This is a genomic window from Janthinobacterium sp. GW822-FHT07A03, assembly GCF_058798815.1.
This window is the reverse complement of sequence record NZ_JBXAKW010000010.1, coordinates 225,082-240,572: the sequence shown is the minus strand read 5'-3', so window position 1 is coordinate 240,572 and position 15,491 is coordinate 225,082. Positions and strand designations below refer to the sequence as shown.

13 protein-coding genes are annotated in these 15,491 nt (G+C 63.8%); 1 reads left to right on the top strand and 12 read right to left on the bottom strand.

The features are described 5' to 3' along the window. The first annotated feature begins 34 nt into the window (after positions 1-34). Positions 35-802, top strand: a complete 768-nt coding sequence (locus tag AC1RJW_RS25950) for a class I SAM-dependent methyltransferase (protein WP_493047462.1) — start codon at positions 35-37, stop codon at positions 800-802. A gap of 142 nt (positions 803-944) precedes the next feature. Here the strand turns inward: AC1RJW_RS25950 and AC1RJW_RS25945 are convergent, their stop codons facing one another. From AC1RJW_RS25945 to AC1RJW_RS25890, 12 genes are all read right to left on the bottom strand, one after another. After that, positions 945-1,451, bottom strand: coding sequence for a peroxiredoxin (locus AC1RJW_RS25945; protein ID WP_058050716.1), 507 nt, complete (start codon positions 1,449-1,451; stop codon positions 945-947). Between the two features lie 223 nt (positions 1,452-1,674). Continuing rightward, positions 1,675-2,883, bottom strand: a complete 1,209-nt coding sequence (gene ftsZ, locus AC1RJW_RS25940; RefSeq protein ID WP_475413897.1) for a cell division protein FtsZ — start codon at positions 2,881-2,883, stop codon at positions 1,675-1,677. Between the two features lie 154 nt (positions 2,884-3,037). Further along, the gene (gene ftsA / locus AC1RJW_RS25935) at positions 3,038-4,270 is read right to left on the bottom strand and encodes a cell division protein FtsA (RefSeq protein WP_010394955.1); all 1,233 of its coding nucleotides are present in this window, start codon (positions 4,268-4,270) and stop codon (positions 3,038-3,040) included. A 42-nt stretch (positions 4,271-4,312) separates the two neighbouring features. Further along, on the bottom strand, positions 4,313-5,125 hold the full coding sequence (locus tag AC1RJW_RS25930) for a cell division protein FtsQ/DivIB (RefSeq protein WP_493047461.1): 813 nt from the start codon (positions 5,123-5,125) through the stop codon (positions 4,313-4,315). A gap of 1 nt (position 5,126) precedes the next feature. Further along, complete coding sequence (locus AC1RJW_RS25925; RefSeq protein WP_070222483.1) at positions 5,127-6,095, bottom strand: D-alanine--D-alanine ligase; 969 nt, start codon at positions 6,093-6,095, stop codon at positions 5,127-5,129. Position 6,096: 1 nt separating this feature from the next. Next, positions 6,097-7,500 carry a UDP-N-acetylmuramate--L-alanine ligase gene (gene murC, locus AC1RJW_RS25920; RefSeq protein WP_493047460.1) on the bottom strand — a complete coding sequence of 468 codons (1,404 nt, stop codon included), beginning with the start codon at positions 7,498-7,500 and terminating at the stop codon, positions 6,097-6,099. A gap of 10 nt (positions 7,501-7,510) precedes the next feature. Further along, positions 7,511-8,605 (bottom strand): undecaprenyldiphospho-muramoylpentapeptide beta-N-acetylglucosaminyltransferase, encoded by a 1,095-nt coding sequence (gene murG / locus AC1RJW_RS25915; protein WP_493047459.1) that lies wholly within the window; start codon positions 8,603-8,605, stop codon positions 7,511-7,513. Next, positions 8,602-9,813 carry a putative lipid II flippase FtsW gene (gene ftsW / locus AC1RJW_RS25910; RefSeq protein ID WP_326458277.1) on the bottom strand — a complete coding sequence of 404 codons (1,212 nt, stop codon included), beginning with the start codon at positions 9,811-9,813 and terminating at the stop codon, positions 8,602-8,604. Before ftsW ends, murG begins: the two co-directional genes overlap by 4 nt. Next, positions 9,813-11,369: a UDP-N-acetylmuramoyl-L-alanine--D-glutamate ligase gene (murD, locus tag AC1RJW_RS25905; protein ID WP_493047458.1), complete on the bottom strand. Its 1,557-nt coding sequence runs from the start codon at positions 11,367-11,369 to the stop codon at positions 9,813-9,815. Before murD ends, ftsW begins: the two co-directional genes overlap by 1 nt. Continuing rightward, positions 11,369-12,544 carry a phospho-N-acetylmuramoyl-pentapeptide-transferase gene (gene mraY, locus AC1RJW_RS25900; protein WP_493047457.1) on the bottom strand — a complete coding sequence of 392 codons (1,176 nt, stop codon included), beginning with the start codon at positions 12,542-12,544 and terminating at the stop codon, positions 11,369-11,371. Before mraY ends, murD begins: the two co-directional genes overlap by 1 nt. A gap of 2 nt (positions 12,545-12,546) precedes the next feature. Beyond that, on the bottom strand, positions 12,547-13,977 hold the full coding sequence (locus AC1RJW_RS25895; protein ID WP_493047456.1) for a UDP-N-acetylmuramoyl-tripeptide--D-alanyl-D-alanine ligase: 1,431 nt from the start codon (positions 13,975-13,977) through the stop codon (positions 12,547-12,549). Then, entirely contained in the window at positions 13,977-15,485 is a 1,509-nt protein-coding gene (locus tag AC1RJW_RS25890) for a UDP-N-acetylmuramoyl-L-alanyl-D-glutamate--2,6-diaminopimelate ligase (protein ID WP_493047455.1), read from the bottom strand. The genes AC1RJW_RS25895 and AC1RJW_RS25890 overlap by 1 nt, the downstream gene beginning before the upstream one ends. Positions 15,486-15,491 lie beyond the last annotated feature (6 nt).

Sequence of the window (15,491 nt, the reverse complement as noted above, 5' to 3'; positions counted from 1 at the left end):
TCTGCAGGAACTCACCCATCCACAGGAGAAAACCATGCAGCAGCACGATGTCGTTACCGAACAGTTTGGCAAGACGGCCAATGCCTACCTGAGCAGCGCGGTCCACGCGCAAGGGGCCGACCTGGTGCTGATGCAGGAATGCGCGCGCCGCCATGGCCAGTCGGCGGTACTGGACCTGGGCTGCGGCGCCGGCCACGCCAGCTTCGCCGTCGCTCCCGTGGCGGCATCCGTCGTCGCCTACGACCTGGCGCAGCCCATGCTCGACGTGGTGGACCACGCCAGGGCGCAGCGCGGCTTGCATAACATCAGCACGCAACAGGGCGACGTCGCCCGCCTGCCGTTTGCAGACGCCAGCTTCGACATGGTCGTCACGCGCTTTTCCGCGCACCACTGGAACGACGTGGCGGGCGCCCTGGCCGAAGCGTGGCGCGTGCTGCGCCCGAACGGCACGTTATTGGTGGTCGATATCGTGGCGCCGAAAACGGCGCTGTACGACAGCACCTTGCAGGCGGTGGAAATGCTGCGCGACGCCTCGCACGTGCGCGACTACCGCACCTGCGAATGGGGTGCCAAGTTTGACAACGCGGGCTTTACGCACAGCTTGCGCAGCGTGTGGAAACTGACCATGCAGTTCGACGAGTGGGTGGCGCGCATGCGCACGCCGAACGAAAGAGTGGCGGCCATCCGTAACCTGTTCGATGGCGCGCCAGAGGAAGCGCGCAAGTATTTCGCGCTGCAGGACGATTATTCGTTCAGCATCGATGCGGCCATGTTCGAGGCGACAAAACCGCAGGTGCAATAAAAAAAACGGCGCCGATGGCGCCGTTTTTACGTCAAAAAAGGACAAGTCCCTGAAAAATGTTCAGGGCAAGGCGCATTGCCGCAGGCAGTACGAGTAGTACGTCAAGGCAGTGCAACGCCGCCATGGACTTTTTCTCAGGGACTTAAGCCAGTTGGCCCAGCAAGGTTTCCGCATTCGACACTTCAAACTTGCCGCCCTGCTCGACGTTCAATTGCGTCACGACGCCATTGTCGACCAGCATCGAGTAGCGTTGCGAGCGCGTGCCCATGCCGTGCTTGGAAAAATCGGCGTCCAGGCCCAGGGCCTTGCTGTAGGCGGCGTTGCCGTCAGCCATCATGCGTACGACGCCGGTGGCTTTCTGGTCGCGGCCCCAGGCGCCCATCACGAACGCGTCGTTGACGGAGATGCACCAGATTTCATCGACGCCCTTGGCTTTCAGGTCGGCAGCGTGCTGCACGTAGCCTGGCACGTGCTGTGCGGAGCAGGTCGGGGTGTAGGCGCCTGGCAGGCCGAAGATGGCGATCTTCTTGCCCTTGACCAGGTCTTGCACGTTGAACGTGTTCGGGCCCAGTGCGCAACCTTCGGTTTCGCTTTCGATGAATTCAGCCAGGGTGCCTTCTGGCAGGGTGTCGCCGATCTTGATAGTCATGTTGACTCCTTGTGTACTGTCGGTTAAGGGCGCCGCCCGCTCCATGGAGCGGACAGCGCCCGTGATCTGGTTCTGCCGGCATGATGCCGACACTGCGCGATAGTATGCCTGACTTGCCGTATTTGTGCAGAAAACGGCCGGAAAGGCAAAGCCAAAAGTCAAAAAACGGCAAAAAAAACGGCGACCCTCAGGCCGCCGTCATCCGTGCATACATCAAACCACCTTAGTCAGCTTGCTTGCGCAGGAAGGCGGGAATATCGTACGTTTCCATGCCATTCTTTTCCATCGCGCGCACTTGCTCGGAAGCCGATTCGCGGCGCCATACGGCTGGTGCCTTCATGCCGTCGAAGCCGGCTGCCGGCGTGGCCACGCCAACCGTCGTCGCCGCCGCTTGCGCGCTACCCATGGCAGCCGACGGTGTCAGCGGGCTGTTGTGGGTGCCGGTGCGCAGCACTTGCTGCGGTACCAGCTGGATGTTTTTCTTCGCGCGGCCCAGGCCCGTGGCCACCACGGTAACGCGGATATCGTCGCCCATGGCGTCGTCGTAGGCGATACCTTGCGCGATCGACGCGTCCGGCGCGGCAAACGCGCGCACGGCAGCCATGACTTCCTTGATCTCCTTACCCTTCAAGCCACGGCTGGCCGTGACGTTGACCAGCACGCCACGCGCGCCAGACAAATCAATGCCGTCGAGCAGCGGCGAAGCGACAGCCTGTTCGGCGGCGATGCGCGCGCGGTCGACGCCGGACGCCGTCGCCGTGCCCATCATGGCCTTGCCCTGCTCGCCCATGATGGTTTTCACGTCGTTGAAGTCGACGTTGATATGGCCAGGCACGTTGATGATTTCGGCAATGCCAGCCACCGCGTTGTTGAGCACATCATCGGCGTGCTGCATCCATTCCAGCATGCTTTCGTCTTCGTAGATCTCTTCCAGTTTTTCATTGAGGATGATGATCAGCGAATCGACGTGCAGGGACAACTGCTCCAGGCCTTCGTCGGCGATGTCCATGCACTTCTGGCCTTCGTACGAGAATGGCTTGGAAACCACCGCTACCGTCAGCGCGCCCAGTTCCTTTGCCACTTCGGCCACGATAGGAGCGGCCCCCGTGCCCGTGCCGCCGCCCATGCCGGCGGCGATGAAGACCATGTGCGCGCCGCGCAGCGAATCGGCGATGCGTGTGCGCGATTCTTCGGCCAGCTGGCGGCCGACGGCAGGCTTCATGCCGGCGCCCAGACCCGTGTCGCCGATCTGGATGATGTTGTGGGCCTTCGATGTCGACAGGGCCTGTGCGTCGGTGTTGGCGGCAATGAACTCCACGCCCGACATGCCTTTGTTGATCATGTGTTGGACTGCATTGCCACCCGCACCGCCGACGCCGACGACCTTGATGACGGTACCTAAAGCTGTGTTATCGACCATATCGAACTCCATGATGTGCTCCTATCAGATGCGGTTTCCAAGCGCCAGGCCTCATATAGGTAGGAGAACTGGAGATTGAAAACTGCGGTTAAATATAAAATAAAGTTATGTGTGTGTACCTGCGATGCTGCCAAAAAACCTGTACTGCCGGGCCTGAAGTACGCCCTTAAAAATTCCCTAAAAACCATTCCTTCATGCGCTGCCAGACTGCCTTCACCGAGCCGTCCTGACGCGTCACGATGTGGCCGCGCAGGTATTGCTTCTTCGCTTCCAGCAGCAGGCCCAATACCGTGGCATAGCGCGGACTGCGCACCACGTCGGCCAGCTGACCCCGATACTCGGGCGTGCCCAGGCGCGCCGGTTTCAGGAAGATGTCTTCCGCCATTTCCACCATGCCGGGCATGATGGACGTGCCGCCCGTGAGCACGATGCCCGACGACAGCACGCCTTCGTAGCCGGATTCGCGCACCACCTGATGCACCATCGCGAACAGCTCCTCGACCCTCGGCTCGATCACTGCCGCCAGCGCCTGGCGCGACAGGTTGCGCGGGCCGCGGTCGCCCAGGCCAGGCACTTCCAGCGATTCGCCGGGGTCGGCCAGGACCTGCTTGGCCACGCCATAGCGGATCTTGATTTCTTCCGCTTCCGCGGTCGGGGTACGCAAGGCCATGGCGATGTCGTTGGTGATCTGGTCGCCGGCGATGGGAATGACTGCCGTATGGCGGATCGCGCCATCGGAGAATACCGCCACATCGGTCGTGCCGCCGCCGATGTCGATCAGCACCACGCCCAGTTCCTTCTCGTCGGGCGTGAGCACCGCATCGGCGGAGGCCATAGGCTGCAGGATCAGGTCCGACACTTCCAGGCCGCAGCGGCGCACGCACTTGACGATGTTCTGCACCGCCGACACGGCGCCGGTGACGATATGCACCTTCACCTCCAGGCGGATGCCGCTCATGCCGATAGGCTCGCGCACATCTTCCTGGCTATCGACGATGAACTCCTGCGGCACCGTGTGCAGCAATTGCTGATCGGTCGGAATGTTAACCGCTTTTGCCGTCTCGATGACGCGCGCCACGTCGGTCGCCGTCACTTCCTTGTCCTTGATGGCCACCATGCCGCTGGAATTGAAGCTGCGGATATGGCTGCCCGCAATGCCCGCGTACACATTGCGGATCTTGCAGTCGGCCATCAGCTCGGCCTCTTCCAGCGCGCGCTGGATGGACTCCACCGTGGCCTCGATATTGACCACCACGCCCTTTTTCAGGCCCTTCGATTCGTGCTGGCCCAGCCCGATCACTTCGTGGCGCCCGTCGGACATCACTTCGGCTACCACCGCCACCACTTTCGAGGTGCCGATGTCGAGGCCGACGATCAGGTTTTTCGCGTCTTTTGTCATTTCTGTCGCCTACTGTATGGGCTATAAATTAAAATTATTGAGTTAAGTCGGTTTTTTAATCGGACTACTGTTTTTCTTCTTCAACACTGGCTTGCCATCCTTGCCTTCGGCCGGTATCACCAGGCCGGCGGAACTGAGCGCCAGGCCATTCTGGTAGCGCATATCGATCGTGTCGATATTCTCCAGCCGGCTCGCCAGCTGCGGGTAGATGCCCACCAGGCGGTCCACCCGCGCCTTCAGGGTCGTATGATTCTGCTCGCGCCCCAGCGCCACGCTCATGCCGTTATCCAGTTTCACGGTCCACGCATAGCGGCTCGACAGCGACAGCGATTCAGGCACCATCTTCAACGGCGAAAACCACTTTGCCAGCTGCACATAGGTGGCCAGTACTTCCTTTTCGCTGCCATCGGGGCCGGCAAACGCAGGCAATTCATGGTCGTCTTCGGCTTCGGCCACATTGGCGGTAAACACGTCGCCCTTGACCGACAGCAGGCGTCCATCCTCGCCCCAGGTGCCCAGTGCTTCATGTTCTTCCAGCGCCACGATCAGCTGGTTCGGCCACTCGCGCCGCACGCTGGCACGGCGCACCCAGGGCACCGATTCGAACACGCCGCGCACGCTTTCCAGGTTGGTCGTGAAGAAATTGCCCTTGATGCGGCCAAGGGTGCCGCTGCGCAGGGTCAGGTAATTCACGTGGCGCAGGCCCTTGTCGTCCGCGCTTTCCACCTTGATCGTGCGCAGGTCGAACATGGGACGCTGCGACACCCACCAGACGCCGGCGGCCACGCACACGACCAGAACCGCGGCCAGCAAGCCGTTGGCAGTCGTATTGAGGCTTTTAGCGTCATGCCACATATCAGCGCTGTCCCTTGTGCATTTTCAGACTTGCGCCGGAAACGATTTCCAGGCACAGGTCTTCATAGCTGGTGCCTTCCGCGCGCGCCGCCATCGGCACGAGCGAGTGACCGGTCATGCCTGGCGAGGTATTGACCTCCAGCAAAAACAGCTTGCTGTCGGCCGCGCGCATCAGCACATCGACCCGTCCCCAGCCTTCACAGCCGAGGGCGCGGTACGCGGCCAGGGCGATGCGTTCCATCTCGGCGATGATGGCCGGGTCCAGCTGCGGCGGGCAGAAATACTGCGTATCGTCCGTGAAGTACTTGTTCTGGTAATCGTAATTGCCTTGCGGCGCGACGATTTCGATCGGCGGCAGCGCGCGCGCCGCGGCGCCCTTGCCCAGGATCGCCACGGTGAATTCGCGGCCCTTGATGAATTCCTCGGCCAGCACCGAATCATCGAGACCGGCGGCGATGTCGTAGGCCGCCTGGAAGGCCGACGCCTCATTGACCGTCGTGATGCCGATGCTTGAGCCTTCATGCGGCGGCTTGACGATCAGCGGCAAGCCCAGTTCCGCGGCCACCTTGGCCAGGTCGGAGCTATCGTCCAGCACCGCATACTTCGGCGTCGGCAGCTCGTGCATCAGCCAGATCATCTTGGTATAGACCTTGTCCATGCCCACCGAGCACGCCATCACGCCGCTGCCCGTGTACGGGATGCCCAGCTGTTCCAGCGCGCCCTGCAGGCTGCCGTCTTCGCCGAAGCGGCCGTGCAGCGCGATGAAGACGCGGTCAAACTTCTCAGCGGCCAGTTCGGCCAGGCTGCGTTCGCCCGTGTCGAAACCATGCGCATCCACGCCATGGCTTTTCAAAGCGGCCAGCACGCCCGCGCCGGACATCAGCGACACTTCGCGCTCGGCCGAACGGCCGCCGAACAGGACGCCGACCTTGCCCAATTGTTTTACGTCGATAGCTGAAGCTTGGTTCACATCAGGCCTTTACAGTGTTGGATGGATACGTTGTCAGTTGTTGCGGGATGCCGCTGATCGAGCCGGCTCCCATGGTCAGCACGACGTCGCCGTCGCGCGCCACGCTCATGATGGTGTCGGCCATGTCCGTCATGGACTCGACGAAAATCGGTTCGATCTTGCCGCGTGCGCGCAGCGCATGCGCCAGTGCGCGGCCGTCGGCGGCGACTATAGGCGCTTCGCCCGCCGCATACACTTCGGACAGCAGCAGCATGTCGGGTGCGCCCAGCACCTTGACGAAATCCTCGAACAGGTCGCGCGTGCGGCTGTAGCGGTGCGGCTGGAATGCCAGCACCAGGCGGCGGCCCGGATAGGCAGCGCGCGCGGCGGCCAGGGTCACTTCCGTTTCCACCGGATGGTGGCCGAAATCGTCGACCAGCGCGAAGCTGCCGCCGTTCGGCAGCGCCACGTCGCCATAGCGGGTAAAGCGGCGGCCCACGCCGGAAAACTCGGCCAGGCCTTGCTGCGTGGCGCCGTCGGCGATGCCGATTTCGCGCGCGATGGCGATCGCCGAGCAGGCATTCTGCACATTGTGCATGCCGGGCTGGTTCAGCACCACGTCCAGGTCCGGATAACCTTCCTGCAGCACGGTGAAGTGCATTTCCAGGCCCACGGCGCGCGCGTTGATGGCGCGCACCTGCGCGTCTTCCGCGAAACCGTAGGTGGTGACGGGCTTGGTGACGGACGGGATGATGGCGCGCACGTGCGGATCGTCAATGCACAGCATGGCGCGGCCATAGAAAGGCAAGCGGTGCGTGAACTGCACGAAGGCCTGCTTGAGTTTCTCGAAATCGTGCTCGTAGGTGTCCATGTGATCGGCGTCGATATTCGTGATCACTTCGATCATCGGCGTCAGGTTCAGGAACGAGGCATCCGATTCATCGGCTTCGGCCACCAGGTAGTCGCCCGAGCCCAGCTTGGCGTTCGCGCCGGCGCTGGTCAGGCGTCCGCCGATGACGAAAGTCGGATCGAGACCGCCCTGCGCCAGCACGGAGGCGACCAGGCTGGTGGTCGTCGTCTTGCCGTGCGTGCCGGCGATGGCGATGCCGCGTTTCAGGCGCATCAACTCGCCGAGCATCACGGCGCGCGGCACCAGCGGGATCTTGCGCGCGCGCGCGGCCGCCACTTCGGGATTGTCTTGCGGGACGGCGCCCGACGTCACTACCGCATCGGCGTCGCCGATGTTCTCGGCCGCGTGGCCGAGCATGACGGTCGCGCCCAGGCTCGCCAGGCGCTGCGTCGCCGCATTGCTGCCCAGGTCGGAGCCCGACACCTTGTAGCCGAGGTTGACCAGCACTTCGGCGATGCCGCTCATGCCGCTGCCGCCAATGCCGACAAAGTGGATATTATTTACTTTATGCTTCACAGAGCTAACCTCATGCCAGTTTTTCCAATACGTGTGCGATCGCCTCATTGGCGTCGCGCTTGCCTGCTGCCAGTGCCGCCTGCGCCATCTGCTGGCAGGTATCGCGCGTCAAGGACGCCAGCAGGGTGCTCAGCGACGCCGCACTCATTTCCGTCTGCGGCAGATGAATCGCCGCGCCTTGTTTTGCCATCCATTGCGCGTTGTCGCGCTGGTGGCTGGTGGTCGATGCCACCAGCGGCACGAGCACGCTGGCCACGCCGGCCGCCGTCAATTCCGACAGGGTGATCGCGCCCGCGCGGCAAATCACCAGGTCGGCCTCGGTATACGCCCTGGCCATGTCGTCGATGAAGTCAACCACATTGGCTTGCACGCCCGCCTGCGGATACGCGGCATGCAGGGCGTCGATATTCTTCTTGCCCGACTGGTGCGTCACCAGCGGGCGTTGACCCTCCGGCATCAGCGCCAGCGCGGCGGGCAGGCTGTCGTTCAGCGCTTTCGCGCCCAGGCTGCCGCCCACCACCAGGATGCGCAACGGTCCGCTCCGTCCCGCGAAACGAGAGGCTGGCGGCGCCATGGCGAGGATCTCCGCGCGCACGGGATTGCCCGTGACGACGGCCTTGCCGGCGGCGCTGCCGAAATCGGCAGGGAAACCAAAGCACACCTGCTGCGCCAGCGGCACCAGGGTCTTGTTCGACAACAGCAGCGCCGCGTCGGCATTGACCAGCACCAGCGGCACGCCCTTCAGGCGCGCCATCAGGCCGCCCGGCACGGTGACGTAGCCGCCCATGCCCATCACCACGTCCGGCTTGCGGCTGGCGATGAAACGGCGGATGGCAAAGAAGCTGGCCAGCATCTTGAAGCCGCCCTGGATGGTGTGCGCCAGACCCTTGCCGCGCATGCCCGAGAACGCGATGGCATCCATGGGAATGCCGCTTTTCGGTACCAGTTCCTGCTCCATGCCATGGGTCGTGCCCAGCCAGCTCACTTCCCAGCCCCGCGCGCGCATCGTCTGCGCAATCGCCAGGCCCGGGAAGATATGGCCGCCGGTGCCGGCCGCCATGATCATCAGTCTTTTCGTCGTTTTCAAATTCGTCACGTTGTTCATAGCCGGCCTCCGCGCATCAGGATCCGGTTTTCGTAATCGATGCGCAGCAAAATCGCCAGGCCGATACAGTTAATCAGTACGCCCGTGCCGCCATAACTCATCAAGGGCAAGGTCAGGCCCTTGGTCGGCAGCAGGCCCAGGTTCACGCCCATGTTGATGAAGGTCTGCACGCCGATCCAGATGGCGATGCCCTTTGCCGTCAGGCCGGCAAAGGTCTGGTCGATGGCGATCGCCTGGCGGCCGATGTCGAAGGCGCGCTTGATAATCCAGTAGAACATGCCGATCACGACCAGCACGCCCACCAGGCCCAGTTCCTCGCCGATCACGGCCAGCAAAAAGTCCGTATGCGCTTCGGGCAGGTAATGCAGTTTTTCCACGCTGCCGCCCAGGCCCACGCCAAACAGCTCGCCGCGCCCGAAGGCGATCAGCGAATGCGTCAGCTGGTAGGCCTTGTTCAGCGCATTGTCTTCCTGCCACGGATCGAGATACGCAAAAAACCGCTCGCGGCGGAATTTCGACAGGGCGATGATGGTGACGAAGATCGCCGTCAGCATGGCGCCGATGCCGCCGAACCAGATGGCGTTGACGCCGCCCAGGAACAGGATGCCCATGGCGATGCAGACGATCACGCCGAAGGCGCCCAGATCGGGTTCCATCAGCAGCAGCAAGCCGACGAAGCTCACAGCCAGCGCCATCGGCATGAAGCCCTTGGTCAGCTTGTGCATGTATTCCTGCTTGCGCACCGTGTAGTCGGCCGCGTACAGCACCATCACCACCTTCATCAGCTCGGACGGCTGCGGCCGCAGGCCCGGCAAATTCAGCCAGCGGCGACCGCCGTTGACCGACACGCCCAGGCCCGGTATCAGCACCATCACCAGCAGCACCAGGGTGCCGATGAACAGCCACGGCGCGATCTTTTGCCAGGTGGCGACGGGGATGCGGAACACCATCGCGCCGACGATGATCGACACGCCGATGAACAGCGCCTGACGCACGACGAAATAATTGTTCGTATAGGCGGCGAACTTGCGCGCGTCCGACAGCGAGATCGACGCCGAATACACCATCACCATGCCCAGCAACATGAGCAGCAGGACGACCCACACCAGCGGCTTGTCATAGTCCATCATCTTCGACTGCCGCGCGCGGCTATCCAGCGGCTTGGCAGCCGAGCCGGAACCAAAGCGGAAAGGCAGTTGGAAGGCCATCAGATATCCTGTCCGTTTTCCAGAGCGATGTCGCGCACGGCGTCGACAAACACCTGCGCGCGGTGCGCATAGTTCTTGAACATGTCCAGGCTCGCGCACGCGGGCGACAGCAGCACGGCATCGCCGGCCTGCGCCAGGCTGCTGGCGTGCTTGACGGCTTCCGGCAAGGTGGCGCAGTCGACGATGTCCACGCCGGCCGGCTGGAGCGCCGCGCGCAAGGCAGGCGCGTCGCGTCCGATCAGCACCACGGCGCGCACGTAGCGTGACACGGGCTCGGCCAGCGGCGAGAAATCCTGCCCCTTGCCGTCGCCGCCGGCGATCAGCACCAGGCGCTGTTCCGCGCCGCCAAACGCCTTGCCCAGGCCGGACAACGCGGCCACTGTCGCGCCCACATTCGTGCCCTTGCTGTCGTCGTAGTATTCGACTTCGCCCACGGCCGTGATCAGCTCCACGCGGTGCGGCTCCCCCTGGTATTCGCGCAAGCCGTGCAGCAGCGGCGCAAATGGCAAGCCGATGGCGCGGCACAGGGCCAGCGCCGCCAGCGCATTCGAGGCATTGTGCTGGCCGCGGATTTTCAGCGCATCGGCCGGCATCAGTTTCTTGGCCAACGTCGGCACCGGTTCCGGCGCCGGATCGTTCTTCTTGCGTTTTTTCTCGATCACTTCTTCGCTGGGCACGGCTTGCGCCAGCCAGAAGATGCCCCGCTCGTTGACCAGGCCAAAGCTGTCCACTTCCGCCGGCTCGCCCGTGCCGAAGGTGACCGTCTCGGCCAGCGGATCGGCCATGCGCATCACGGCCGCATCGTCGCGGTTCAGGATGCGCACGGTCTGGTCGCCGAAGATGCGCGCCTTGTCCTTGGCATACGCGGCCATGTCGCCATGCCAGTCCAGGTGATCCTGCGACAGATTCAGGACCGTGGCCGCATCGGCCTGCAGGCTGAACGTCGTGTGCAGCTGAAAACTGGACAACTCGAGTATCCACGCTTGCGGCAAGGTACTGGCGACGGGTTCCGCCACTTCAGCGTCCGCATCCACCGGCTGCGGCGCGGGTTCGGCATCGAGCACTTCGCGCAGCACGTCCAGCGCGGCCGGGCTGATATTGCCGGCCACGCGCGTGGCCAGGCCCGCGCGTTCGCACAGCAGGCCCACCAGGCTGGTGACGGTCGTCTTGCCATTCGTGCCCGTGATGGCGATGACTTTCGGCGTATAGCCGCGTTCTGCCTTGAGCGCGGCCAGGGCTTGCGCGAACAGTTCGATCTCGCCCCACACGGGGATATTTTTTTCAGCCGCGGCAGGCGCAATCTGCGCCAGTTCGCGACCCGGCGCCAGGCCAGGGCTGACGGCAACGAAATCGACGCCGTCAAGCAGGTCGGCCGTGAAGGCGCCGGCGATGAATTGCGCCTGCGGCACGGCGGCCTGCAACGCGGCCAGGCGCTCGGGCAGCACGCGCGTATCGGCCACGCGCACGCAAGCACCGCTGCGGGCCAGCCACAGGGCCATCGCCAGCCCCGATTCGCCGAGGCCCAGTACCAGTGCGGTTTTAGCGTCGTACATCATCAGCGCAGCTTCAAGGTGGTCAGGCCGAGCAGCACCAGCATCATGGTGATGATCCAGAAACGCACGACTACCTGCGTCTCCTTCCAGCCTTTTTGTTCAAAATGGTGATGCAACGGCGCCATCAGGAAGATGCGGCGGCCAGCGCCATAGCGCTTCTTGGTGTACTTGAACCAGACGACCTGGATGATCACGGACAGCGTTTCGACGACGAAGATGCCGCCCATGATGAACAGGACGATTTCCTGGCGCACGATGACGGCGATGGTGCCCAGTGCGCCGCCCAGTGCCAGTGCGCCCACGTCGCCCATGAACACTTTGGCGGGGTGCGTGTTATACCAGAGGAAGGCCAGGCCGGAGCCGGCCAGCGCGCCGCAGAAGATCACCAGTTCGCCGGCGCCCGGAATGTGCGGGATGAACAGGTAGCGCGCATACGTGGCGTTACCCGTCAGGTAGGCGAACAGGCCCAGGGCCGTGCCCACCATCACGGTCGGCATGATGGCCAGGCCATCGAGACCGTCCGTGAAGTTGACGGCGTTGCTGGTGCCGACGATGACGCAATAGGTCAGCGCGATGAAACCCCACACGCCAAGTGGATAGCTGATGGTCTTGAAGAACGGGACGATCAGGTCGGCCTTCGGCGGCAGGTCCATGGCGAAGCCGGACTGCACCCAGGCGTAGATCAGGTTCCACACGTGGCCGGCATCCGGTTCCGAGACGGAGACGGAAAAAGCCAGGTAAAACGCGGCGACGATGCCGATCAGCGACTGCCAGAAGTATTTTTCGCGCGAGCGCATGCCTTCCGGGTCCTGGTGCACCACCTTGCGGTAGTCGTCAGCCCAGCCGACGGCGCCAAAGCCCAAGGTGACGATCAAAACCGGCCAGATGAAGCGGTTCGACAGGTCGGCCCACAGCAAGGTGGAAATGCCGATGGCGATAAGGATCAGCACACCGCCCATGGTAGGCGTGCCGTGTTTTTTCAGATGCGTTTGCGGGCCGTCCGTGCGCACGGCCTGGCCGACCTTCATGCGCGTGAGCATGCGGATCACGGCGGGGCCGGCGCACAGGCCGATCAAAATCGCCGTCAAGGTGGCGAAGACGGCGCGGAAAGTGATGAAGTTAAAGACCCGCAATGGGCCAATGTCGTCCTGGAAATAATGAGCGAGCCAGAGCAGCATGATTAGTGAGCTTCCTTGTTTTTGTTGTTTGAACCAATCAAATGCTGCACGACCCGTTCCATCTTCATGAAGCGGGAGCCCTTGATTAATACTGTTGCATCCGAACGGCCGGACAAATGCGCATCGAGCGCCGCCAGCAAACCGTCGAACTGTTCGAAATACTCCACGACCGTGCCCGATTCCTGGCTGGCGGCTGCCTGCGCCGCACTTACCAGATGGCGCGCCAAGCCGCCCGTCGCCAGCACGTGTTCGATGCCTTTGGCGGCGGCGTAGGCGCCGATCTCTTCGTGGAACTGCTGCCCCTGCGTGCCGACTTCGCCCATCTCGCCCAGCACCAGGATGCGCGGTGCCGCGGCCTGCGCCAGTACATCGATGGCCGCGCGCGCCGAATCCGGATTGGCGTTATACGTGTCGTCGATGATGGTGGCGCCGTTGGCGGCACGTTTTTTCTGCAGGCGGCCGTTCACCGGCGCGAACGCCTCCAGGCCCTGCTTGATATGTTCGATGGCGATGCCGGCGCCCACGGCGCATGCCGCCGCGGCCAGCGCATTGCGCACATTGTGTTCGCCCGCTGCCTGCAAGCCTACAAAAAACTGGCGCAAGGCGCCGTCCTGCGCACGCACGCTGACGAACATGTCGCTGCCAAAATCCTCGGCGGCGCGGTGCGTGCAGCTGACGTCCGCCTCTTTCGACAGCCCGAAGGTGATGACGGCGCGCGCGCCGGCCAGCTCCTGCCACAGGGGTGTGAATTCATCGCCATGCGGGAAGACTGCCACGCCGTCGTCGGCCAATGCCGCCAGCGCGGCGCCGTTTTCGCGCGCCACCGCTTCGACCGTATGCATGAATTCCTGGTGCTCGCGCTGCGCATTGTTGACCATCGCCAGGGTCGGCGCGGCAATCGCGGCCAGGCGTGCAATTTCGCCAGGATGGTTCATGCCCATCTCGATGACGGCCGCCTTGTGCTGCTCGCTCAGACGGAACAGGGTCAATGGCACGCCGATTTCATTATTCAGGTTACCGCGCGTGGCCAGGCGCGCTTCTTCGCCGAAGGCCGCCGTCAGGATCGATGAAATCATCTCCTTGACGGTGGTCTTGCCATTGCTGCCGGTAACACCGATGACGGGCACATTAAAACGGCCGCGCCAGTGGTTGGCGATGCGGCCCAGCGCGACCAAGGTATCGGGCACCACGATGGCCGCTACCTTGCCGCTGTCCCAGCCTTCGGGCAAGCGCTCGACCACCACGGCGGCGACGCCGCTGGCGGCCACCTGCTCGAGGAAGTCATGGGCGTCGAAACTCTCGCCGCGCAGGGCGACGAACAGCGAACCGACCTGGGCGCTGCGGCTGTCGGTGGAGACACCGTCAAAAACGGCGTCGCCAATCAGCTGCGCGCCGCCCAGCGATGGCATCAGTTCTGTCAGGGTACCGCGCATCAGTTCGTCCTCATCATGGTCAGGCGCGCGGACAGGGCCAGCTGCGCATGGTCGGCGTCGGAGAACGGCAGTTTCTTGCCCTTGATTTCCTGGTACGGTTCATGGCCCTTGCCCGCCAACAGAATCACGTCCGGCTTGGCGGCGTGCTTGATGGCCGACAGGATGGCCGCGGCGCGGTCCTCGATGGCCTGCGGCTGCGGGCCGTCTGCGCGCATGCCGGCGACGATCTGCGCGATGATGGCGTGCGGGTCTTCGCTGCGCGGATTGTCGCTGGTGACGAGCACGTGATCGGCCAGCTGTGCGATGGCGCCCATCTGCGGGCGCTTGCCCGGATCGCGGTCGCCGCCGCAGCCAAACACGCACCACAGCTGGCCGCCCCGTTCCTGCGCCACCTGGCGCAAGGCGGCCAGGGTCTTTTCCAGCGCGTCCGGCGTATGCGCGTAATCGATGACGACCATCGGCGCTTCCTGGCCGCCCACCTGCTGCATGCGGCCCGGGGCCGGCTGCAAGGATTCGATGCCGTCGATGGCGGCGCGCAGGCCGGTACCGTGCGCCAGCAAGGCGCCCAGCACGGCCAACGCGTTGCTGATGTTGAAGTGGCCCACCAGCTGCGTCTTGACCAGCGCCACGCCCAGTGCGCATTCCAGGTGGAAGTCGGTGCCGGCATTGCGGCTGCGGAACTGGCTGGCGCGCAGCATCAGCACGCCAGGCAAGTCGGGCAAGGCAGCCGCATCCTGCAAGGTATAGCCGATGACGGGATACTCGCCCGCCAGCTTGCCGTCCACGTGCGCCGCCAGGCGCAGGCCCATCGGGTCGTCCAGGTTGATGACGGCCGTTTTCAGGCCGGGCCAGTCGAACAGCTTGACCTTGGCCGCCTCGTAGGCCGCCATGTCGCCATGATAGTCGAGGTGGTCGCGCGTCAGATTGGTAAACATGGCGACGTCAAAATGCATGCCGGCCGCGCGGTCCTGGTCCAGGCCAATCGACGACACTTCGATGGCGACGGCCTTGGCGCCAGCGTCACGCATGGCGGCCAGCTTGCGCGCCAGCAGCACGGCGTCCGGCGTAGTGTAGCCGGTGACGTCGAATTCGATGACGCCGCGCGGCTTGCACAGGCCCACGCCCAACGTCCCGATGACGGACGACGTTTCGCCCAGGCGCGCCAGGGCCTGCGCCAGCCACAAGGCGCACGAGGTCTTGCCATTCGTGCCCGTCACGCCGGCGCTGAACATGGCGCTGTCGGGCATGTCGTAGAAAGCATGCGCCACGGGGCCGGCCCGGCGTTTCAGGTCGCTGACCAGCAGGTGCGGCACGCTCCATGCGGCGTTCCATTCCACGGCGTCATGCACGATGGCGGCGGCGCCCTGCGCGATGGCGGCGGCGATGAAATCGGTGGCGCCCGCATAGGCGAAAAACACGTCGCCGCGCTGCACGCGGCGCGAATCGGACGTCAGCTGCCCGGACGGGGCAGCCGTTTTGATCCACAAACTGATGTCTTGTATGGTCATGAGTGA

Coding starts and splice junctions, on each gene's coding strand:
- AC1RJW_RS25930 (WP_493047461.1), bottom strand. CDS start 5,125: ATGTGGCATGACGCTAAAAGCCTCAATACGACTGCCAACGGCTTGCTG.
- AC1RJW_RS25950 (WP_493047462.1), top strand. CDS start 35: ATGCAGCAGCACGATGTCGTTACCGAACAGTTTGGCAAGACGGCCAAT.
- mraY (WP_493047457.1), bottom strand. CDS start 12,544: ATGCTGCTCTGGCTCGCTCATTATTTCCAGGACGACATTGGCCCATTG.
- AC1RJW_RS25945 (WP_058050716.1), bottom strand. CDS start 1,451: ATGACTATCAAGATCGGCGACACCCTGCCAGAAGGCACCCTGGCTGAA.
- AC1RJW_RS25895 (WP_493047456.1), bottom strand. CDS start 13,977: ATGCGCGGTACCCTGACAGAACTGATGCCATCGCTGGGCGGCGCGCAG.
- murG (WP_493047459.1), bottom strand. CDS start 8,605: ATGAACAACGTGACGAATTTGAAAACGACGAAAAGACTGATGATCATG.
- murD (WP_493047458.1), bottom strand. CDS start 11,369: ATGATGTACGACGCTAAAACCGCACTGGTACTGGGCCTCGGCGAATCG.
- ftsW (WP_326458277.1), bottom strand. CDS start 9,813: ATGGCCTTCCAACTGCCTTTCCGCTTTGGTTCCGGCTCGGCTGCCAAG.
- ftsZ (WP_475413897.1), bottom strand. CDS start 2,883: ATGGAGTTCGATATGGTCGATAACACAGCTTTAGGTACCGTCATCAAG.
- ftsA (WP_010394955.1), bottom strand. CDS start 4,270: ATGACAAAAGACGCGAAAAACCTGATCGTCGGCCTCGACATCGGCACC.
- AC1RJW_RS25890 (WP_493047455.1), bottom strand. CDS start 15,485: ATGACCATACAAGACATCAGTTTGTGGATCAAAACGGCTGCCCCGTCC.